The sequence below is a fragment of the Colwellia sp. BRX8-4 genome (assembly GCF_014077345.1).
In the GTDB taxonomy this organism is placed as follows: Bacteria; Pseudomonadota; Gammaproteobacteria; order Enterobacterales; family Alteromonadaceae; genus Colwellia_A.
In genome coordinates this window covers 78109-100622 of sequence record NZ_JACGVS010000004.1, presented here as the reverse complement: position 1 = coordinate 100622, position 22514 = coordinate 78109, and the positions used below count along the sequence as shown (strand labels likewise).

Below are 22514 nucleotides of genomic sequence, written 5' to 3'. Positions count from 1 at the left end.
TCCTATTATTGTTTAAATGAGCAACTAGGTCCGTTGCTCTAACCATTGTATTAATTGTTGTTGTGGTAAGCCACCTACACGCTGGTCAATAATTGCACTATTATTCACCAACATCAGCGTAGGTACACTACGTATACCATAATTAGCAGCTACACTTGCCATACTATCGACATCAATTTTAATCGTGTTAAATCTATTTTTCATCAGATCAGAGGCTCCTTCAACAATAGGAGACATTGTTTTACAAGGTCCACACCATGAAGCAGTAAAATATAACAGTGAATATTGATGCTGAGATAATAGATCATCAATTGAGTCATCTAATGTTAGTTTTTTCATCATCAAGCCTTACCTAATGGGTGAGTATTAGTCGTAAATTTTTTCAATTTGCGCTTCTGTTAACCCTTTAATATCGGTCCAATTAGTCTGAGCGGTTTCAATATAACCCGGAATATCTGTTACCCATTTTTTTTGCACGTCTTTATTGAGGTTTAAATATAATTTGTCACCACGGATATGCCAGGCCATCGGATCGGTATCAAATTTTTTATTCATCGTAACGCCAAAGGCACAGAAACCACCGTACTGTGGTGCATATTTACTTGGCTCAGATTTAAAAAGGTCACGGTTATCTGCCGTAGAAAACTGGTAAATAGCGCCGTTGTAAGCTGCAGTGAATTGATCTGAGCCTTTCGTTGGTGAGCCTTTAGTAAAATAAGATACCGTATCATAGCCTTTAATCGCTAAATCATTGCCATTGGCATTTACTTCAATATTCGCTGCAAAACTTAAACTGCTAACTAATAAGGCAGAAGTCGCAAAGGTAGATTTTATCAATGTTGAAATTTTCATTTTGTTGCTCCAGTAATTAATTTTTACTCTGTCATGTTCAAAGTTTGTTTATTAATAAGGATGTTTCCTTGGTTGATAATATAGGCCTTTCAATTACCTAAAAGGAATGAGATAGTCCTAACTTTGAACCCTATCGTCCAGAATAGGTATAAAGAGAGATAAAATGGATCAACTTTCAGTCATCTTGCAACGCTTTTCGATGAATACTGAGGTTTTCTTTACCGGAAATTTATGTGGTATTAGTAATTTTAATCGCGAGCAAAATCAGGGACACTTGCACTTACTCCGCAGTGGAGAGTTAACGCTGATTGATGAGCGGGGTAAACCTCAATTAATTAATGAACCGACCGTGTTATTTTTCCCAACACCTCATGCTCATCGTATTATTGGTAGTGAGCATAATCCTCCTGAATTAGTTTGCGCTAACATCATCTATAACGAAAGCTCCTCTAATCCCATTGCTAATGCTTTGCCTACGAGAATGTCCTTTACACTTGGCGAAGACGAAAAACTGAAACAAACTGCAGATTGGTTATTCGAAGAAGCGTTTCACGAACGATGTGGACGACTTCCTATGATTAATTCGTTAACCAATATCTTTCTTATTCATGTACTTCGCCATGTACTCGATAACAATATTATGCAGCACGGATTACTCGCAGGATTAGCCCACCCTCAAGTCTCCAGGGTATTATTAGCTGTTCATGATGCGCCACAGCATCAGTGGAGCTTAGAAGAAATGTCTGAGCTTGCAATGATGTCCCGTTCAAAATTTGCAGATATTTTTAAATGTACTGTTGGTCAAAGCCCTGGAGATTATTTAATTGATTGGCGTATTGTTGTGGCTAAAGGCTTATTAAAACAAGATAAATCTGTGGCATTAGTGGCTAATGCAGTTGGTTATGAAAATGGCTCGGCATTAGCACGGGTGTTTAGAAAAAAATTGGGAATATCCCCAAAGCAGTGGCTTGAACAAACACGCTAACTTAATTTGACTATGTGACATGACTTACCTTTTCAACGCAGCCAAAATTGGCTGCTATTAATGAAGTTATCTTTAATAATAAAACCAGCTATTGAAAAATAAATTATAAATAAAAATTTATGCAATACTGATATATTTTTATTTAACCGCCAAACCGCGAACTAAAAACATTACAATTTTTATTTGCTTAAACACTTAGCTTCAATATGATCTATTGATGAGAATATAGCGGTATATGCAGGGAGATTTTTGGTGAAAGAACATTTAGTCAATAAAAGTAACGTTAGGCGACTAACAAGCGCTGATTTCGGTCAAATATCAAGTGGTGAATCGACACAACTTTTTACCCTGCAAAACAACCGTGGGACTCAGATCAGTATCACTAACTTTGGCGGCATAATCACCGCCATTAACACCCAAGATAGTAAGGGGATTTTTGCTGATATCGTTTTAGGTTACGACAACATTGAAAGCTACGAACACGACCCTTATTATCTAGGTGCCATTATTGGTCGCTACGCCGGTAGAATTGAGCAAGGGACTTTCAGTATTGCTGATGAAACTTTTCAGCTGACCTTAAATGCTCCTGACAGCCAACTTCATGGAGGAAAAAAAGCCCTTAACAAGCAATTATGGCAAGCCAATACATTTCAAAATAACAGCTCGGCAAGTGTAGTGCTCACTTATACTAGCCCCGATGGCGAAGAAGGTTTTCCCGGCACCGTTACTTTTAAAGTAATTTATACTTTAGATGACGATAACCAATTCACCCTTGAATATTTTGCCCACACCGATAAAACTACTATAGTCAATTTAACGCAACACAGTTATTTCAACTTGGCTGGCCATGACAGTGGTAATATTTTAGATCATCAAGTTTATATTAATGCTAACCATTTTTTACCTATGTGTGAACGTGTCTATCCGACAGGTGAAAAAAGCCCCGTTGCTGGAACGGTTCATGATTTTACCAACGCTGCAGACCTACGCACTTTGGGAGATGAAATTAACGGTGAAGATGAACAAATAAAAATTGGCTTGGGTTATGACAATTATTGGCTTTTAAATAAAGAGTCTTTAGGGGGACAAGTGCTTGCAGCACAAGCTGTCGAAAAATCCTCTGGCCGTTGCCTAAGTATTTATTCAGACCAACCTAGCTTAATTTTATATACCGCCAATTATATTGACGGTAGCCAAATAGGTAAAGACCATTGCCGTTACCAGTCACGCGCTGCACTTTGTTTAGAAACCCAACGCGCTAATAGTTTTCACAAGGGCTGCTCTATCGACAATGTACTATTGACCCCTGAAGCAGATTTTTATAGTAAGACTCGCTGGATTTTTTCTTGTCTTTAAAATGAAGATCACAGATAAAAAGGATCGGTGATCCTTTTTATCTGCTGGTAATTACTTAACAAAAAACATGATGAGTGCACCAGCCATTGCGCCAAATAACGCCGCAAATAATATTTGCATATTTGGGTTAAAACTATTGTCTTCTTCATCTGAAAACGCTTCATCAAGCGCTTCAAGTAAAACTATCTCAGTTTGTGCTATTTCAAAAACCGACGCGAGTCCAAGTACGGTATCTTGAGAAGCATTACCGTAACGTTCTACGCGTTGCACCGTTCTTAAGCTAATAGCGCAGGCATCAGCTAAATGTTGTTGGGTCCAGCCATTGGCCGTGCGAAGCTCTTTAATTTTTTTGGCATTAACATCCATCTTATTCACCAAACAACATAAATAAAACGTTAACGGCTAAAAAACCACAAAGTGCACCGGCTACAAAGCAACTTGGGATGAACCACCAGAGTTTATCTTTACTGAGTTGAAGACTTTTCTTTAGTGCTTTTTTAAGTGTTTTTACATGGACATCATTTTTGATTAACGTACAGTGAGTTTCACCGGTAAACATATTAACAACATGTAATTCAACTTCATAGGAGTCTCCACCAATAGAAAAATAATGAATTGATTTACGTCTAAACGACCATTTTCCAGAGACTAATACATCATCAACATAAAGTCGCTCTTTACCATTAACCGCTGAGCAATTTAAGTAAACCGTATGGTCACCTTCAATAAAGCTATAGTTGAAACCCTTGCGAAAACTTATCGTACCTTCCAAATCTCGTTTAGCCGTTGTCATATTCGGTGGTATATTTTTTTCTGAGTTTTTCTTTGTCGTGTTTTCTGCATTATTTTCCATGATGTTGCCTTAGTTAGTCTTATTGGTGTGAGGCCAGTAAAACTTTTTTCGGTAATAACGTCTGCGTCATTGAGGTGACAGTACCCCTAAATGTCATATGACAACATCAGTGTCACATAAACTAACGTATTGAAAATATTAAACAACACAAAATAAAAGAGGGCAACATAATTGTTGCCCTCTTTTATGCTAAGTCAACCTAGTTAACTATACATCTAATAAATCTTTAATTTGTTGGGTGATTTCATCGATTCTATTAATATCTATCGGGGCAATAAAGATAGTATCATCGCCAGCTAATGTGCCTAAAATTCCGGCGGGTTCACCTAAACTGTCTAGCATTCTCGAAATCAATGGCGCACCACCAATACCGGTTTTCAAAATTATTTGCATATTATTATGCTTAACACTGACCACAACTGACTGAATAGATTGCTTTGATTTAGGTACTGCAAGCTCATCAGGTAAAATATAAACAACTTCAGTATTGGCGTTACGCATTTTAACTGCGCCAAGTTTTGACAACAAACGAGATATTTTCGCTTGTGACATGTTTTTAAAACCTTGCTTATCTAAAGCTTCAGCGAGCTGACTTTGTGAACCGTAGCATTGATCTTTTAATAAGGATTTGAATGCTAAAACTAATTCTGCTTCATTTTTTTTACGGCTAGAAATCATATCTTCGCTGGTACAGTGGTTATATTATTTTTTATTTTAAGCGATTAACACTATATTCACCTAGACAAATTTATAAAAAGTAGTGTTAACTTTGTATTTTCACTAAAGAAATAACACCTTAGGATACAAGGCTACATAAATAAAGCCTTAGCCTAAAACAAAAAAAAGTAAAAAGTGGGTAATAAACATCTGAATATAAAGACTTTTATGACAGTTCTGCGCGAGGATGTACCGTTCTTTCATTCCATTAGTATACGGATTTACCCTTCGTTGCTTTTGATTTACTGCTGAGACGCTAAGCAGCAATTTTACTTTACTCGATAGTTATACATATTTACTTGCTTACAATTTTTAAACATTTTTCAAACGCATATGTCTGACAAAATTTGCTTACATTTGTTAACATTTAGTTATATAAAAAATAATAAGAATTTATCGAAGAATCATGAACAATCATCTTCCAAAGACAGATCGCTTAATAGGCTGTAAATTATGTTGAGTAAAAACTTAATAAAAAGTACCTATCAACTCTTTTTTTTATTACTGACATTTATATCAGTACCCGCTTTAGCTGCTGATCCACAACATGAAAATGAAACTACGGTCTTTGATAAAACATTCAGCTGGCAAGCTATGGGTGGGATCTCAGGTATTTACCAACAGAGTCAATTAATGGGGGTTGAGCCATCAGAATTTGAAGATTACCTTAATATTTCACTGTTACTTGATGTTTATTACAAAGGTTTTTTTATCCAATCAAATCATCGTCGCTCTGATGCTGTCACGCTAGGAGGTGAAATAGGCTACGAACTCATTGTTGAAGACAATTGGGAACTCGATATTATCACCAAAACTTATGTACAGGGTTATCAGCCTAAAGAATTAATAAAAAATAGCGACTCTGGTATCGCCACCTTACTCGGTTTACAAGAAAGAGACTCGGGTGAAGGGTTAGGCTTTCGTTATTCCCACTTTTATGACGATGCTATTTTATCGGTCGATGTCGCCGCACTTATCACCGATGGCTGGGTGGCTGATATCTTTTATAGCAAGTTGCTTCCCTATAGAAATTGGGACATTTATCTTGGCGCAGGTCTTACCCACTATTCAGCACAAGTGACTGATTACTTTGTCGGTGTTAATAAGAATGAAGTTTCAGATATGCGTTCTTTTTATAAACCCGGTAGCAGTTATAAAGCACAATTAGAAGTATTTGCTCGCTACCCTATATCTCAAAAGTGGTCGTTTAATGGCGGTGTAACTCAAAGTTATTATTCTGCTTCTTATAATGACAGCCCTCTGATTGGCCAGCAACACTTAACACAAGTGATGTTAGGGGTACTTTATGTCTTTTAAATTTAGCAAAGGACATGCTAAAAAGTGGTTATTAAGCTGTTTATTCGCGGGTTTGACGTCTAGTGTCGCCGCAGAAATAACGCAGGAGAAACAAGTTCAGCAGCTCGAAAAATCGCCAAAAAATCACGTAAGCTTTTCAGCACAGCCAGCTAACTGTATTGCTTTGCGATATGGTAGAACCTGCTACGCTAACGTAAAAATAAATTGGTCTAGCGATATTAAGCAAGATTATTGTCTATTGATTAAACAAGAAAAAACAGCACGAACAGTTCAGCAAAACATAAAATGCTGGAAAAGTAGCAATGGCAACGAAATTATTTTTAATTTTGAATCAAATAAGAAAATTGAATTCCAGCTGATGTCCTCTAAAGACAAGCAAGTTATTGCAGAAACCGCAGTAGAAGTAAGCTGGGTGCACGAAGCAACCCCAAGAAAACGTCGCTGGCGTATATTTTAATGCTAACGTCAGATGTAATAAGGATAAAAAAATGACCAGTCGAATCTTATTAGTAGAAGATGATTTAACCTTAGCTGATTGGGTTTGTGAGTATCTTCGCGAACAAAATTTTATTGTTGATCATGTCGCTCGTGGTGACTTAGTCATGGCCGCCATGGCAAAATTTCAACCACAATTGGTATTGCTCGATATTATGTTACCTGGTTTGAATGGCATTGAAGTCTGCCGATTGATTCGCCAGGAAAGTCAGTTACCGATAATAATGCTCACCGCTAGAGCGGATGAGTTTGATGAAGTTATAGGCTTAGAGGCCGGCGCTAATGACTACGTAATAAAACCTGTTCGTCCACGTGCCCTACTAGCGAGAATAACGGGTGCGCTTAAGCATAGCGCTCCAACCGAATCATCTACGCAAATAATAACCTTCGGTTCACTCATTATTAATGGTGAAGCTAAGCGAGTCACCTATAAAAATGAAGAGGTGGAATTATCGACCAGTTTATTTGCCTTTTTAACTTTTCTTGCTAGCCATGCTGGCGAAGTTGTTGACAGAGACACCGTATTTAAAGCGTTAAAAAGTCGCGAATATGACGGACAAGATCGCCGTTTTGATGTGATGCTTTCAACACTACGAAAAATATTTAAAGACGATCCACAAAAACCACAAAAATTTAAAACGGTTTGGGGTAAAGGCTATTTATTCGTGGCCGATGCGTGGGCTGAATAAAAAATGAAACGCTTGTATATCAGTATGGTAGTTGCCGTGTTGGGGGCATTATTCATTATAAGTTGGGGACTAGATAAACTGGTCGCAAAACAAGGTAATGAACATGAAAATACAGAGTTAGTGGTTTACCAGAAACTCATTGATGGTTTTGAGCAACAGTTATCAAGCATAAAAGCTGATGAATTATTAGAAAAAACCAATCAATTAGCAAAGAACTTTCAAGTCAATGTTTCACTTGAAAGTACCGATAACATTGCTCTGCCACCCTCTTTACTGGCACAACTCTCACAATCAGGTGGTTTATTACTCGCTTCTCAAGATGATGCTTATTTATTAAGAAAGATATCCTTGTATCCACAAACGCTGATACATTTACAATTACCACCGATGGTGCCAGAAAATGAACAAGAAAATTTACTTTTCACCCTGATCCTCTATCTAGGTATTTGTGGTATTTTACTGCTCTGGCTGTTGCCATTAACTCGTCGCCTTTATTTACTGACATTTGCCGCTGCTAAAATTGGCGCTGGCGATCTATCAATACGTGTTCCTTATAACCGTTTATCTTATATAAATACCTTAGAAAGCAGCTTTAATAATATGGCGGCGCGCATAGAGAAATTGGTTGCTGACAATAAAATTCTTGCCCGCAGTATTTCCCATGATATTCGCACACCTATGTCATGCCTGCGATTTGGCGTTGAAGCCGCATTAGACTGTGATGATTTAAACAAAAAAAACAACTATCTTTTGCGTATGGAAAACGAATTGACCCGCATGGAAGATATGACAACTGCTTTTCTTGACTATGCGGGTATGGAACGACAGAGCTTTCATTTAAATACCGAATTAATTGATGTCAATAATCTCATTGAACTGGTGACCAGCGACTGTCAATCATTAGCAGAACAACATAATATTAAATTAACTTGCCAGTCATTAAACATAGAGAAATTCTATTCTTTAGACTTTCATTGGTGTTATCGCGCCGCATTAAACTTAGTGAGTAATGCTATTCAGCATGCCAATTCACAAGTCATATTATCGGTAGAGCTAACCCAGCAAGGGTTTTCCATTGCAGTAGAAGATGACGGTAAAGGTATTCCAAAAGATAAACGAGACGTCATTTTTTCACCTTTTATAAAACTTGATAGTTCACGTTCACGAGAGCAAGGACACTTTGGTTTAGGGCTTGCTATTAGCGCTAAAGTGATGGACTGGCATCAAGGCACCATTAAAGTCATTGCAGGTCTTCATTTATCAGGTGCACGATTTATTTTACTCTTTCCAGCGCAGAGTCAAATTGAAAAATAATAAACATTTACAATAGTTTGCTACCAAGACAACTTGTGATGATAATAAGATGAGTGTGCTATTATCGTTATCATTTACAGAAAGAATGGCCAATTGGTGACTGCTATTTTGCATTAGTACCCTATTAAGTTAGTTGCCACCCTCTACTTACGGTAAATATGAGTAATGCTAAAGCTTTAACTTCCCATATTTATAACTTTCTATTAGTATACCGCCTGATTTCATCTTGATAAAATTAACTAAAGCCTTTTAAAATAAAGGACTATTTTGTTTTTTATTTTTCAAAACTAAACACTAGCAGTAAATAACTATGAGTAAAGTTGTTAATAACACCTCCCTAAAACAAGTGCTAACGAACTATCGATGTTCTGTTGATCAATGTAGCGTATCTCCTTTAGGGAATGGCTTAATTAATAGCACTTACTTAGTGCGGAATATTAACGATAATTTTGTTTTACAACGAATAAACAAAAACGTTTTCAAAAAGCCAGAAGACGTCATTAATAATGCGGAATTGATTAACCAACATTTATTAGCAAAAAAGCAGCAGAATTTATATTCGCTATCGCCAATATGGCAAATACCAACTATCGATAAACAACCTTTTGTTATTGATGAACACAAAGAGTACTGGCGTGCTATTGGCTACATACCGAACTGTTTTACTGTTGAAGAAGTTGAAAACCCCGTACAAGCACGGCAGGTTGGCTCAGCTTTTGCGCAATTTACAGCAGCATTAAGTGATTTTTCTGCAACATCATTAACCGAAACCATTCCTGACTTTCATAATTTATCTAAACGAATGGATGATTTAAAAACGGTAGTCAATACCAATGCTAAGCAGCGTTTATCTTCATGCCAAGCACTCGTTGATTTTTGTTTTGCTCAGCAAGTTTTTATTGATGAAGTCGCTAGCCTTACCCAACAACTTCCGCTGCAAGTTACCCATAACGATACTAAAATTAATAATTTATTATTTTGTACTAAATCCAACCAACCACTTGCTGTCATTGATTTAGATACCTGCATGCAAGGATATCTTATGCATGACTTTGGTGACATGGTAAGAACTTGCTGTTCAAATTTACCTGAAGATGGCAAAGATTTAACAAAGATGGCCGTTAGATTTGATATTTACAGCGCGCTAGCGCAAGGCTACATAGAAGCTTTTGGTGACAAAATGTCGGCACTTGAACGACAAAGCTTAACAATTGGCGCACAATTATTACCTTTTATGCTCGGCGTTCGATTCTTAACTGATTATCTAGATGGAGATAATTACTTTCATGTTAAGCATCAAAGTCATAATGTAGAACGTGCTAAAAATCAGCTTAACCTTTATCAGTTGTTACATAAGGATCGTGAAAAACTGAATAAAATAACCACTGATTGTGCCCTCGCCATAAGTTAACCCCTGCTGTTGCCTTTGGTCAGACTTATAAACGGGGTAAAGTTATATTAAAGGCGACACGACCTGCTAATCAATCAATTCTACCTTCTTTATTGAGTGTTACTTTGCCACTTTTGCGATTAGAGACACAAGTTATAATGAGTGAAGAATCCAATAATGTATCTTATATTTGACGAGTTTGACCTTGTTGTTATTGTTTGTTTTTTAACCTACACTATTTTCAAAATATAATAATAAGAATAATAATGGCTCGCTATAATAACGTCACCCCAAGGTTTGTTAAATACGCCATGTTAGCAAGCATTGCATTTATATTGATAATTGCCAGTAACTTAGTTAATAACATCACAACATTTACTAAAAGCGATAATGAACAACAATTTGTGGAAGTAAGCACATTGCAAACTGGCATTGGTCAGCAGACTCGATTCTCGCTCTCTGATGGTTCAAGAGTTAAGCTCAACACCAATAGCCTAATCGAAGTCAATTTTTCAAAAAAGATGCGCTTATTAACGCTTATAAAAGGCGAAGCGAGCTTTGATGTTACTAAAGATAAAAGTCGACCCTTTATGGTCATGGTGGGTGAAAGATCATTTACCGCCTTAGGGACCATTTTTAATATAGAAAAAAAATCAAACAAAGATATCGAGCTTGTTGTGACCAAAGGCCGTGTTTTAATTACCGAGTCATACCAGCCCATCGATAAATTAGTTAAACAACAAACAAGGTTAACAACAGAAAATTTGCCTGGGGTAGTGATTGCGTCAGGTGAAATTGCCACCATAGAAAATAGTACCTTCACTGCAAATAAAAGCACGTCTTTTGAACAAATTCAGCGAGTACTCGCCTGGCAACAAGGTATGTTAGTTTTTAATGGTCAACCCTTAGATGAAGCTTTAACTGAAGTTAGTCGCTATACCACCATAAAGTTTGAAATCATTGATAGTAAACTCAACCAAACAAAAGTATCAGGCTACTTTAAAGCTAACGATATCGATGGGCTACTTGAATCTTTAAAAAACAACTTTAATGTTCAATTCGAAAAAGTAAATAATAACATCATTCGCTTAAGCCTAAACACCGAAGAAAATCACTAAAGCGTTTATTGCTAAGCTGGCGCCGAATACCGTTTTTAAAAGTATTATCTCATTTACTAAAAAAGCAAAGTGCTAAGACTTTGCTTTTTTAGGTTTTACGGTTAAGCATATTAAATTATTAATATTAGCTATCAGGGTCAAGACCCTGCTTAATTTTTTCTATTCGCTCTTGGTGCCTATGATGCGCTTTCAATGCATTAACAGAAAAGGCGCCAACAATAGCAATAATGGGTATTAATAATGCGAGTGTTGCCGGATTAAGTAGTGTTTCTAACCATCCCATCAGTAAGTCCTTTAAAATTATTAATTAAGCTTTAACGGTTATTCTTCGAAATAAGTCCCCCAACCATCATAATCAACTTTACAAAGGCTGGCTAACTCAAACATTTTTTTAGTCTCTTCGAAAATAATCTCTTCATCGAGCGGTTGTTCAGTAATAATATCAAAAGCGAAAACTTTATCACCATTTTCTAGCTCGGCTTCTTCAGGGTCTTCTATTTCTAAACCCATTTTAAAAGCGGTAATAGCCGCTTTTTCTAGCAGATCAAAATCTGTACTAGAAAAATGATGCTCAATAGTGTGATGTACCTCTTCATTGGTACCATCTTCGATAAGGGCATTCACTAAATTATTGGTGTGATCTTGCCATTGTTGCAAATCTTCATCTATCATCATGATCTCTATTTTTAAACTTTATTTTTTAGGATTAGCTCGTTTCCAGACTCTTTACTGAGCTCAGCAATTTTAACAAGCATACTTTTATGGGCGGTGTTAGCGACTTCTCTAATACTTTCTTTAGCTTGGTTATTAAAATATATAGGCTCTAATAGCTCAATAATCAATTTACCGTTGTTCCAACGACCTAATTTTATCTTGCCGTGTAAATTACTAACACAAACAGGAATAATAGGTACATTTGCTTGTTGCGCTGTTCGAAATGCGCCAGTTTTAAAAGGCAGTAAACCTTTACCATTACTTCTAGTTCCTTCTGGAAATAACCACACAGACAACTCTTTTTCAGTAATCTTTTTTGCAGTTAACGCTATGGTATTAATGGCTTTACTTGAATTTGAACGATCAATTAAAATGTTACCCGTTAACCAATACATTTGGCCGAAAAAAGGGATCCACTTTAAACTTTTTTTGCCAACACTAACAGTAGAAGGCTGAACAGCTGCACTAACAGTAAAAATATCGTAGCTATTTTGGTGGTTACATATATAAACTGCTGGTCCAATATTTTTAATACTTTCTGGTATTCTAACCTCAATAGTTAGGCCTAAAAGTGTAGAGACCTTACTCAAATAATGTGAGGTATGATAGACATTATTACGATGAAAGGGTCGTAAAATACTATAAATACAAGCAGCACAACAAATAAAGACTAAAGCTAGTGTCATGACAATAAAGCGAATTATGGCTAACAAATTTACATCCTAATTATTATATATCGGCGCAGTATACCTTATAGATGTTCGACAACAAAATTCCTTTTTATTAACTAAAATGGGGGTAAACAGCTATTATTTATCTAATGGAAATTATCGGGCTATTTGAATTTCTCTATATTTCATATAAAGAACTTTTAAACGCTCATATCAATACTGCGTAAAAAAGTCAGTAATATCTCTTTATCACCACTGGCATCTAATTCATCAATAACGATTTGCAAGGCAAGCATATCAATTCCTACCCCAAAAGCATCACGTTACGAAGATGGGCCTAGTATAGGCAAAACTAAATAAGGTCCTGGGGCAATGCCCCATAAACCCAGTGTTTGACCAAAGTATTCATTTTGTTTATCTAGACCTATTTTCGTTACTACATCAAATACACCCAAAACACCAAAAATACCAAGAGTGGTATTTACCGCAAAACGACCAAGAGTTTCAACGCCAACACTAGGTTTACTTGTAAAAGTGCGTTGATAAAAACAGAAAACGCTCCTACGTTTGTAAAAAAATACTAACCGCTCTTTCAACAAAGTCAGGTGTTATTGCTTTATAGCCAGCAACAAAAGGTAAAAGTATGTATTCGTCTGCTTTTGCATAAAGTCATACATACGTCGATTGAACCCTTGCCAAGGATCGTCATATCGATTAGTAACCGCTATTTTTTGATGGGCTAAAGACAACTTCACTCGAGGCGCTTCGACATTACCTTCAATAAAAGACAAATAAATAGGGTCATTAAAGCCAACTATTTCACACTCAATATTTTATTAAGCTAAATACTCTCGTTGTTTTTTGTACTGTGTTGACCAAGGTTAATTCTTCGACTAATCAAATATTAAGCGATATAAAGTGGTATTTAAGCTAAATATAACGCCTTTTTTTCAATACTTGCCTATAGTTAACATCTAGTAAAAGTTAATTAAAATAATAAAAACATTAATTTTTTGGAATAGGTTATCTCATGAAAATATTGATAAAATGGATGCTATCACTACTATTTACCTTAAGTGTATTACCTAATGCACAAGCCTACGACGATGAAAAAATAGTACCAAGCGCTATAGAGGGATCCTTAATTAGTGACTGGGCCAATTCGGCGGTAATTTTTGAGGCTTTAGATAAAGGTTATGATTTAGAAGCCATAGGGTTCCCTCTGACAAGCAAAGCCACTGCCCCATCTGAGACACGATTAATCAACAAATCTGAAACTCACCAAATAGCGATCGTTTTTGATAATAAAGCTTTTAGTGCCCAAAGTGGTTTTTCACACCAGGGGCTTGATCAAATTAATGAACAGACTTTTTTTATTCAAGGCAGTTACCGAGTACTACAACAAGAAAATTTTGCCTTACTTGTTACTGCAAAAATAGAGTCTTTAAGTGATCACTCAATCTACCAGTTTTACAGTAATGACTTTGTTTCAAGCGAAGTATCTTCCAGAGATATTAACGGCGCAAAATCCTATGCTAGGTTTGGTATTCTAGGTCAATATTCAATAAACAATAACTGGTATGTGAGCGGAGGGTTAACATCAACAGCTCATGAAGATTCTACAAACAATTTACCTATTAATAATATTCAAAAAGAACAAGTAGCGATATTTGGCACCACCTATATTTTTTAATCTTTGGTCGCAGTAAGATCAATAGAATTTCGTCACCACAAAAGGGGCGCTAAAACATCAATAGAATTGCAAGGGTCGCTATAAGAATTTCGTCATCACAAAAGAGACGCTAAAATATCATTAAAATGGCAAAGGTCGCTATAAGATCAATAGAATGACGTAATCAAAAAGGGTCGCTGTGAGATCAATAAAAAAGCGCTACCATAAAATGGTAGCGCTTTTTTTATCATGCTATTTAATGTTACTTTAGCTGACTAGAATAAGCTTTCATCAATATCAAACAAAGTATCACAACCAGCTTTTATCGACGCAGTCAATGACAAACGACGTGGTAACAAACGTGCGAAGTAGTAGCGCGCTGTTTTTATTTTACTTTCATAAAATTCATCGCTTGAACTTTCTTTAGCCAAAGCTGATTCAGCCATTTTAGCCCAAACAAATGCCATTGCTGTGTAACCAAATACATGCAGGTAATCGTTAGCCGATGTTCCTAACTCTTCAATATTCCCTTGCGCTGCTTTAAGGATATGCTGAGTTAATTCAGCTAAATCAATATTGGCATCTTTTAAAGGTTGAATAAATTCTTGCATGTTATCGGCAGAAGTTTGTTCAATGTAAGTGTTCACTTCATTGATAAAAGTCTGCATTAACTCGCCCTTACTAGCGGCTACTTTTCTTGCTAATAAGTCCATCGCTTGAATGCCATTAGTGCCTTCGTATATTTGTGCGATACGAACATCACGAACCAGCTGCTCTTGTCCCCATTCACGGATATAACCATGACCACCTAAGACTTGTTGACCTGCAACGGTATTATCAAGACCTAAATCGGTAAAAAAGGCTTTCGCTAAAGGAGTCATTAAAGCTGATAAACTCTCACCCTTAGTTTTTAATTCGCCTTCGCCATAGGTTGCCATATCCAGTGTCATTGAAATGTACGTAGACAATGCGCGTGAACCTTCAGTTAATGCCTTCATGTTAAGTAACATACGACGTACGTCACCATGAACAATGATAGGATCAGCTGCTTTCTCTGGATACTTAGCGCCTGACAATGAACGACCTTGTAAGCGTTCTTTTGCATATTCTAAAGCATTCTGGTAAGAACGTTCTGCCGCACCAATACCTTGAATACCAACACCAATACGTTCAAAATTCATCATAGTGAACATGCAGGCTAAGCCTTTATTCTCTTCGCCAACTAAGTAACCTTTTGAGCTATCAAAATTCATTACACAAGTTGCTGAAGCGTGAATACCCATTTTATGTTCAATGGAACCACAGCTCACATTATTAAAATCACCTAATGACTCATCGTCATTGACTTGATATTTAGGGACTAAAAATAATGAAATACCACGAGGGCCGGCTGGCGCACCGGGTAATTTCGCCAATACTAAATGGACAATATTTTCAGTGATATCATGTTCGCCAGCAGTAATAAATATTTTTGTACCACTAATGGCAAAGCTACCATCGTCTTCAGGAACAGCTTTAGTGTAAATCAATCCTAAATCAGTACCAGAATGAGGCTCAGTTAAACACATGGTTGCCATCCAGTCGCCTGCATACAAACGTGTTAAATAGCGCTCTTTCAATTCGTCTGTCGCATGCTTAGCAATCGACAAGCCAGCGCCAGCGGTTAGCCCTGGATATAATGAAAAGGCGATATCTGCTGAACAGAGCATTTCTTCGTGTAATGCCGTGATCACTTTAGGCATACCCATACCACCAAAGTCAGGTTCGCCACCTAAGCCTGTCCAACCACCATCAGCGTAAGTTTTAAATGCTTCTTTATAACCTGGAGCGGTTGTTACTTTACCTTCATTGAAACTTACACCAATTTCATCACCTTGGCGTGAAAGCGGGGCAATTTCTTGCTCAGCTATTTTTGCACATTCTTGTAAGATGGCTTGCGCGGTCTCGCGATCGACATGCTCTGATAAGGTAGGCATTGACTGCCACATTGCTTCCATTGAAAAAACATCATATAACAAAAAATTCATATCTTTTAATGGTGCTTGATAATCAGCCACGGTATTCCCCTAATATTTTTAAATGTTACGACAAATAACATTGTAATTTAACTTTTGAAACAATCATTTCAAACATGCGTTTGAATATAGCAAAATCTGCTTAAAAGTAAAGCGTCAACGATAAATATTAAGTCATCTTTTGTTGATTGGTATGAAAAGTAAAAATGCGTTAATGTTAGCATAGGTAATATCTTTGCTAGTGGTTTGATTATTTTCGATGACTTCTCCTATGTTAACTAAATTTTTATGCATAACGCTTTGCTGTTTAATGCCCTCTTTGGCCTTAGCCGAACAACTCGCCTTTTCAAAAGTAGAAAAAGGAGATAATTACCAATTTAATTATCAATGGCTTGATTATCAGGGTGAAACACAAAGCCTACAATTTTTACTGGCTAAAAAAGCAATATTCGATCGTTTTAGAAACTTCAAAGTATTTAAAGCTGATATGGCAAAATATTCAATTAATAATGCCCTACAAAAGAAGTTACGTGCAGAGCCTATCCGCGGTGTAATGATTGATTTTAATAAAAATTCCACAAATGATGAAATTGTCATAAAAGGACGAAACAACCAAACAATCAATGCCGCCTACGCTAGAGTTTATGAGTTAAAGCAAGCGTTAAGTGATCAATATTTAGCAGATAATTACTATCATCAATTTATAACTCATGATCAAATTAACGCGGTAAAACCAGACCATGGACGATTTGCAAATATTGCCAGCATTGATTTAAAGCCGGTAAAGCCTATTATTCTTAAAAAGTTTTCAATAAAAAACATTCGAAAAGTTACCGACTATGTTTTAGGATTTATACAAAGTATTCCCTATGCAACTTTAGAATCAAGAGTAACCGCCTCTGGAGCAGGTTTTAATCCACCATTAAAGTTATTATGGGAAAACCAAGGTGATTGCGACAGTAAAGTCACGTTAACAGCGGCAATTTTACGTAGCCTAATGCCACGTATAAAAATGATTCTAGTCTTTATTGATAATCACGCTTTACTCGGTATTCAAATGCCTGTGCAAGCAAATGATCAAACAGTTGTTATTGATGGCATATCGTATGTGCTAGCAGAGCCAACAGGGCCTAGGCTTTTACCTTTAGGGAAAATAGCTCCCGCTTCAGAGTTAGCGGTAGGTAACGGGCATTACACAGCAGAGCGGTTCCATAAAAAGGTAAAGCGAGCATTAAAAACAGACCTTAATAATACGACTGTAGTGGGTAAGGAACCATAACACCGAGCTGTTATTAATGTGAATAACGATGAGTTGTTGCAATTAATTAAGCACGTCTAAAATACTCGAAAGTAGTAATTCAGCACTGATAGGTTTTGCCATATGCTTATTCATACCCGCTGCTAAGCTTCTCTGCTTGTCTTCTTCACGGGCGTGCGCCGTCATCGCGATAATGGGTAAGTTATGAAATTCTTTTTGTTGGCGTATTTGTCTAGTCGCTGTTAAACCATCCATGATCGGCATTTGAATATCCATAAGCACAACATCAATATGGTGCTGCTTATCGGTCAATATTTCCAACGCTTCTTTACCATGACCCGCAATAATGACATTGGCTTGCATCGTTTTTAATAGCTCTTTTGCCACCAACTGATTAACTAAATTATCCTCAACCAATAAAACATTAATACCTTTTAAATTATCAATGTCTTGCGACAGGCTTTGCAAAGTAATCGATTCGTTAATGGCTGCTTCAGCCGCAAGCTCTCTAGCTGTTATGACTGAAAATAGCTTACTGATAAAGCTTCGATAAAGTGGTTTTTCTAGCAAGATATAAGAAAGTTTTAATGCCTCAATACGTTCAATGATTTCACTGGAAATACCTTTAGCCATTGGATGACTTATCGCTAATAAAATCTGGTTATCAAGACAGCTTTGATATATTTTTTCTGGATATTTATTAATGCTTTGTTCGTCAATAATCAGCACTACATTTTCATTGTTCTTATATTTGTCGAGTTCCGATAACGCCGTGATATTAACATGGCTTATTTGAGAACCCGCTAGATGACCTATTAACGATTCAGATAATTCTTGAGAATAACTGCACAAGGTCAGTGCTGATTTTTTGCTTGATGCCTTATTTTCAACAACGTTAAAAGGTAAAACAAAAGTAAAGCTAGTGCCTTTACCTAAGTCACTTTTCAAGGAAATGTCACCCGATAAAAGATTGATAATTTGCTGACAAATAGATAATCCTAATCCTGAACCACCATATTCGCGGGTCATCGACTCATCTGCTTGACGAAATGCTTCGAATAAGTGACCTTGTTTTTCTTGAGCTATACCTATACCTGTATCAGCAACGATAAAGCGTACTAAAACCTGTGAGTCATCAAAGATGGTGCCTGCAGCATCATTGCCCGTATTAACTTTTTCAACTGTTAGTGAAATTTCACCTTGGTGGGTGAACTTCATCGCATTATTAAGTAAGTTTGTTAGTACTTGCACCAATCTCATATCATCAGTTAAGACAATATCTGGCACATCAACAGCAATATTTATCTTTAGAGATAATTGTTTTTCACTGATCATACCGATATTAAGTTTAACGGCTTGATCGACTATTTTGTCAATACTGGCGGGCATTTTTATAACAGACATATTGCCAGATTCTATTTTGGCTAAATCAAGCACTTCATCAACCAAATGTAAAAGGGACACAGATGCACCTTCAGCATTTAATATATGTTGCTGCTGTTCATTCGTTAAACGTGTTCTGGCTAATAAAAATAGCATACCTTTAATCGCATTAATTGGCGTGCGTATTTCATGGCTCATATTAGCTAAAAACTGACTTTTTGCTTGGTTAGCATATTCAGCTTGGTTTTTTGCTTGTTCCAAAGCGACATTCGCCGAATACTGCGCGGTAACATCACGTACTAAATTGATAGTGCCAACAATTTCAGCGGTTTGACTATATAACTGGTTACTAAACACCTCATAAGTATTAGCCGGTGTTTCAACAACCTCTGCTAATCCTTGTTCTGTTGACCGTGTTAATGACGCTTCAGACATAGCGACTAATGACTGACCTAACTCGACACTGACTACTTCATTACTACACTTACCAATTAAATCTAGTGAGCCTGCTTGAACAAAGTTTTCAAACGCTTTGTTATACCCCATCATGGTGCCATCTAAGTCGTTAAAAATGATGTAATCAGGAATAGCATCCATCACCGAACGCAGCAAAGCATAGTCACGTTGGTGTTGTTCACTCTTAAGGCGTAACGCTTGGGTTTTTTCGTTAACACGCGTATCAAGAATCACATTTTGATCTTTCATTTGCTGCAATAAAGTACGATTTTGTCCAAAAATATCTTCAACAATTTTAAACCAATATGACCAGTCCGCTGGAGGTTTTACTTTACCTGGATCACCATGTGAGCAATGTTCAATATGATTAATAAATTCTTTAGTGGGCTTCATAAAGGTTTTGCGCGTTACGATATAGATGATACTCATAAAGGCAAATAGCCCGACAAAAAACAAAACCAGCATCAAGATAAATCGATTAAAAATAGAGGCAGTAAATTCTTGATAAGGTTGGTACTTAAGGAGAACCCAACCATTAATAGGTAGTTGATATTTTTGAATGAGCCAAGTGCCCTCTTTGTGACTGTCGGGTAATTGATTAATGCGCTGATAGGAATAACTTGCTAATTGCTTTGGTGCAATATCTTGCCAAGTCAGCTTGGTTGATAAGGCTTGATTATCAGCCGTTTTGTGGATGAGAATATTGTTCTTTTCATCAAGCAATATTAACGCTTGATTAGGTTTACTAATATCAGGCAAACCATCACTCAAACTTGATAAACTAAAGTCCATTAGCACCGCGCCAGCGAGTGATCGATTACGATAGACAGCTGTGCCTAACGAAGCACTCAAGCCTTTACCTGCTGAATCTAAATAAGGTGGTGACCAAAAGAAATTGTCGTCGCCAGGCAATAGCGTTTTAATGCTATTGATATTGTCATTATTTAAGTTATGTTCTGAGAACCGCCAACTATCACGCCCTATCCAAGGATATAGGCTAACAAATTGATTTAAAGAGATGTAATAAAACCAATTAGATTCTTTAATTGAATTTTTGGCAATAATAAATGCTGGCGTTAACGCATTTGCCATTGCCAGCTCTTGCTTTTGTAACTCATCAAAATCAGCAACCTGCCCGATACCCGTTATACTTCCTCGGTAATTTTTTCGATGAGCAAAAGAATCTCGGCTATTTTTCTTTAAATAGAATTCATTACCGTCTTGTTCAAGTGGCGGGGTTGTAGCAAGTAACTCTTCGGGGAAAGAAAGATGATAATTAGCAAATTTTTTAATGCCAGCAATACTTTTTAACCCCAAAATCAAGGTGTTTTCTAACTGCTTAGCACGTGTAGTTAAGGTGCGAAGTTCTCGTGCCTGATATGAATCTAACTCAATAAAATATCGGTAAGACGCTATCGACATAGCAATCAATGTTATTACGATAAACACAGCCAAAACAGAACGATTGTAACGACTAAACACCTGTTCTTTGGAGGACTTATCAAACACTGTTGCAACCTTATATTTATTCAGATAATTTTAATTTATAACAATTAATACATCTTACTTAAAATAGTCTTTGATAACTAGTCGCACGGCTAAGTCGGTCAATTATCAAAACTAAAGGCTCAAAAATGAGCCTTTAAATATTACCTATAAAATCAGCTGACCCTATAAATTTTCCTCGGCGAAAGAGGCTAATCGACTTCTCACCACACCATTTAGATTAATAGTTGAGCTACCTGAAAAGTCTTTAAAACGTTCAACAATATAGGTTAGCCCTGACGTAACCGCCGTTAAATAATTACTATCAATTTGAGCAAGATTACCTGAACAAACCAGCTTAGTACCCTCACCGCAACGAGTGATAATTGTTTTTAATTGCGATGCCGTTAAGTTTTGACATTCGTCGAGCAAAACCAAAGAGTTTTGAATACTTCTGCCGCGCATAAAATTCACTGACTTAAACTGAATATTGGCTTTTTCCATTATGTAATCAAGGCTACCATTCATATTTTCATCTTGTTTATGCAACACTTCTAATGAATCGGTAATAGCCGCGAGCCAAGGCGCCATTTTTTCTTCTTCTGTTCCGGGTAAAAAGCCAATAGACTCAGCAATTTCTGGAGTACTGCGCGTAACGATGACTTTATCATAGAGGCCACGTTCTATTACTTGTTCAAGCGCTGACGCCAGCGCTAGCAGTGTTTTCCCACAACCTGCTGGCCCAGTAAGAATCACTAAATCTATGCTTGGGTCAAGTAAAGCATCCAATGCCATCCCCTGGTAAATGTTTTTTGGATGGATCCCCCACGCTTGTTTTGCCATTAAACGGTCTCGGCTTAAATCCATTATCGACAATTTTTCGTCATCCCAACCAGTAACTTTGCCGGCAAAGTTCTCACTATCATCAATAAGATATTCATTCATGTAAGTATTAGGAAGGACATCACGCTTAACATAGTGGGTGGTATTTCGGCCTTCAGTTTCACTTTCACACTCATTAACATGTTGCCAAAAGTCACCTTCAAACTTGTGATAGCCTTTCGTTAAAAATTTAATATCATCGATAAGCTGATCTGTACGGTAATCCTCAACATAAGCCAAACCTGCGCCTTTAGCTTTTAAGCGCATATTAATATCTTTAGTGACCAAGACAACTTTATTGGGCGCCTTTTTTTCCTGTAGGTATAAAGCCGCGTTAATAATACGATTGTCATTTTCATTAAAAGATAACCGGCCAGCTTTTTGCTCTAAGGTATAATCATTAAAGATTGATAAACAACCACTGGGATGTTCGTCATCATTTTGAGGTAATTTAACACCCGCAAGTACTTCTTCAGGAGTGGCATCGACAAGCATATCTTCAAGTGCACGTATCGCAACACGGGCATCTCGACTAACATCTTTGCGGCGGTCTTTAATGGAGTCTAATTCTTCAAGCACAGTCATGGGGACGACCACGTCGTGCTCTTTAAAAGAGAGAAAAGCGAAAGGTTCGTGTAATAAAATATTTGTGTCTAATACGTAAAGAATTTTTTCATCATTCATACAAAGATCTCCTATCTAAGTTAACGTGACACAGAAGAATCGTTAAGTAAGCTTAATCACTTAGTCTTCAACTGCGACTAAAAAACCAAAAACAGTAACTATACCTTTACCGATCACCTTATTACGTGAATGATAACTTTACTTTGCCAGCTAAATTTATCACTGGCAAGTGGCATCGAAAGATTATTTGTCCTCAGACAAACTTTAT

General features: G+C 36.8%; 23 protein-coding genes. 10 read left to right on the top strand and 13 right to left on the bottom strand.

Annotated features, from left to right (window positions below):
* Window positions 1-24: 24 nt before the first annotated feature.
* Window positions 25-339, bottom strand: a complete 315-nt coding sequence (locus tag H4J56_RS05265) for a co-chaperone YbbN (RefSeq protein WP_182258970.1) — start codon at window positions 337-339, stop codon at window positions 25-27.
* A gap of 27 nt (window positions 340-366) precedes the next feature.
* On the bottom strand, window positions 367-852 hold the full coding sequence (locus tag H4J56_RS05260) for a YHS domain-containing (seleno)protein (RefSeq protein ID WP_070375769.1): 486 nt from the start codon (window positions 850-852) through the stop codon (window positions 367-369).
* A gap of 163 nt (window positions 853-1015) precedes the next feature.
* Between H4J56_RS05260 and H4J56_RS05255 the strand changes: the two genes are divergently transcribed.
* Together H4J56_RS05255 and H4J56_RS05250 are read left to right on the top strand one after the other, a co-directional pair.
* Window positions 1016-1837, top strand: coding sequence for an AraC family transcriptional regulator (locus H4J56_RS05255; protein WP_182221754.1), 822 nt, complete (start codon window positions 1016-1018; stop codon window positions 1835-1837).
* Window positions 1838-2089: 252 nt separating this feature from the next.
* Window positions 2090-3193, top strand: a complete 1104-nt coding sequence (locus H4J56_RS05250) for an aldose epimerase family protein (RefSeq protein ID WP_182258969.1) — start codon at window positions 2090-2092, stop codon at window positions 3191-3193.
* A gap of 51 nt (window positions 3194-3244) precedes the next feature.
* Here H4J56_RS05250 and H4J56_RS05245 read toward each other — a convergent pair whose 3' ends face one another.
* The 3 genes from H4J56_RS05245 to argR form a co-directional block, all read right to left on the bottom strand.
* The gene (locus H4J56_RS05245; RefSeq protein WP_182221753.1) at window positions 3245-3559 is read right to left on the bottom strand and encodes a helix-turn-helix domain-containing protein; all 315 of its coding nucleotides are present in this window, start codon (window positions 3557-3559) and stop codon (window positions 3245-3247) included.
* A gap of 1 nt (window position 3560) precedes the next feature.
* Window positions 3561-4046 (bottom strand): hypothetical protein, encoded by a 486-nt coding sequence (locus H4J56_RS05240; RefSeq protein ID WP_182213717.1) that lies wholly within the window; start codon window positions 4044-4046, stop codon window positions 3561-3563.
* Window positions 4047-4253: 207 nt separating this feature from the next.
* Complete coding sequence (gene argR, locus H4J56_RS05235) at window positions 4254-4724, bottom strand: transcriptional regulator ArgR (RefSeq protein WP_070375764.1); 471 nt, start codon at window positions 4722-4724, stop codon at window positions 4254-4256.
* A gap of 492 nt (window positions 4725-5216) precedes the next feature.
* Here argR and H4J56_RS05230 point away from each other — a divergent pair, with 492 nt between their 5' ends.
* From H4J56_RS05230 to H4J56_RS05205, 6 genes are all read left to right on the top strand, one after another.
* Window positions 5217-6080, top strand: coding sequence for a MipA/OmpV family protein (locus tag H4J56_RS05230; RefSeq protein WP_182213719.1), 864 nt, complete (start codon window positions 5217-5219; stop codon window positions 6078-6080).
* On the top strand, window positions 6070-6537 hold the full coding sequence (locus tag H4J56_RS05225) for a DUF3019 domain-containing protein (protein WP_182258968.1): 468 nt from the start codon (window positions 6070-6072) through the stop codon (window positions 6535-6537). The genes H4J56_RS05230 and H4J56_RS05225 overlap by 11 nt, the downstream gene beginning before the upstream one ends.
* Window positions 6538-6568: 31 nt before the next feature.
* Entirely contained in the window at window positions 6569-7264 is a 696-nt protein-coding gene (locus H4J56_RS05220) for a response regulator transcription factor (RefSeq protein WP_182169277.1), read from the top strand.
* 3 nt (window positions 7265-7267) lie between these two features.
* Complete coding sequence (locus H4J56_RS05215) at window positions 7268-8578, top strand: ATP-binding protein (protein WP_182242307.1); 1311 nt, start codon at window positions 7268-7270, stop codon at window positions 8576-8578.
* Window positions 8579-8888: 310 nt separating this feature from the next.
* Window positions 8889-9989, top strand: coding sequence for a phosphotransferase enzyme family protein (locus tag H4J56_RS05210; protein ID WP_182258967.1), 1101 nt, complete (start codon window positions 8889-8891; stop codon window positions 9987-9989).
* Between the two features lie 245 nt (window positions 9990-10234).
* Complete coding sequence (locus H4J56_RS05205; protein WP_182213726.1) at window positions 10235-11086, top strand: FecR family protein; 852 nt, start codon at window positions 10235-10237, stop codon at window positions 11084-11086.
* A gap of 124 nt (window positions 11087-11210) precedes the next feature.
* Here the strand turns inward: H4J56_RS05205 and H4J56_RS05200 are convergent, their stop codons facing one another.
* From H4J56_RS05200 to H4J56_RS05180, 5 genes are all read right to left on the bottom strand, one after another.
* Entirely contained in the window at window positions 11211-11369 is a 159-nt protein-coding gene (locus H4J56_RS05200; RefSeq protein WP_182213728.1) for a hypothetical protein, read from the bottom strand.
* A 38-nt stretch (window positions 11370-11407) separates the two neighbouring features.
* Window positions 11408-11761 carry a ribonuclease E inhibitor RraB gene (gene rraB, locus H4J56_RS05195; protein ID WP_259364676.1) on the bottom strand — a complete coding sequence of 118 codons (354 nt, stop codon included), beginning with the start codon at window positions 11759-11761 and terminating at the stop codon, window positions 11408-11410.
* Window positions 11762-11772: 11 nt separating this feature from the next.
* Window positions 11773-12513, bottom strand: a complete 741-nt coding sequence (locus tag H4J56_RS05190; protein ID WP_182258966.1) for a 1-acylglycerol-3-phosphate O-acyltransferase — start codon at window positions 12511-12513, stop codon at window positions 11773-11775.
* 281 nt (window positions 12514-12794) lie between these two features.
* Window positions 12795-13067: an MlaA family lipoprotein gene (locus tag H4J56_RS19990; protein WP_220465907.1), complete on the bottom strand. Its 273-nt coding sequence runs from the start codon at window positions 13065-13067 to the stop codon at window positions 12795-12797.
* Between the two features lie 12 nt (window positions 13068-13079).
* On the bottom strand, window positions 13080-13262 hold the full coding sequence (locus H4J56_RS05180) for a hypothetical protein (protein WP_182258965.1): 183 nt from the start codon (window positions 13260-13262) through the stop codon (window positions 13080-13082).
* Between the two features lie 239 nt (window positions 13263-13501).
* Between H4J56_RS05180 and H4J56_RS05175 the strand changes: the two genes are divergently transcribed.
* Entirely contained in the window at window positions 13502-14164 is a 663-nt protein-coding gene (locus tag H4J56_RS05175) for a hypothetical protein (protein WP_182213732.1), read from the top strand.
* Window positions 14165-14418: 254 nt separating this feature from the next.
* On the opposite strand, the gene H4J56_RS05170 is transcribed toward H4J56_RS05175, so the two are convergent.
* Window positions 14419-16200: an acyl-CoA dehydrogenase C-terminal domain-containing protein gene (locus H4J56_RS05170; RefSeq protein ID WP_182213733.1), complete on the bottom strand. Its 1782-nt coding sequence runs from the start codon at window positions 16198-16200 to the stop codon at window positions 14419-14421.
* 229 nt (window positions 16201-16429) lie between these two features.
* Between H4J56_RS05170 and H4J56_RS05165 the strand changes: the two genes are divergently transcribed.
* Window positions 16430-17437 carry a hypothetical protein gene (locus tag H4J56_RS05165; protein WP_259366348.1) on the top strand — a complete coding sequence of 336 codons (1008 nt, stop codon included), beginning with the start codon at window positions 16430-16432 and terminating at the stop codon, window positions 17435-17437.
* A 42-nt stretch (window positions 17438-17479) separates the two neighbouring features.
* On the opposite strand, the gene H4J56_RS19890 is transcribed toward H4J56_RS05165, so the two are convergent.
* Together H4J56_RS19890 and H4J56_RS05155 are read right to left on the bottom strand one after the other, a co-directional pair.
* Window positions 17480-20764 carry an ATP-binding protein gene (locus tag H4J56_RS19890; RefSeq protein ID WP_182258964.1) on the bottom strand — a complete coding sequence of 1095 codons (3285 nt, stop codon included), beginning with the start codon at window positions 20762-20764 and terminating at the stop codon, window positions 17480-17482.
* A gap of 162 nt (window positions 20765-20926) precedes the next feature.
* Window positions 20927-22306: a PhoH family protein gene (locus H4J56_RS05155; RefSeq protein WP_182221744.1), complete on the bottom strand. Its 1380-nt coding sequence runs from the start codon at window positions 22304-22306 to the stop codon at window positions 20927-20929.
* Window positions 22307-22514 lie beyond the last annotated feature (208 nt).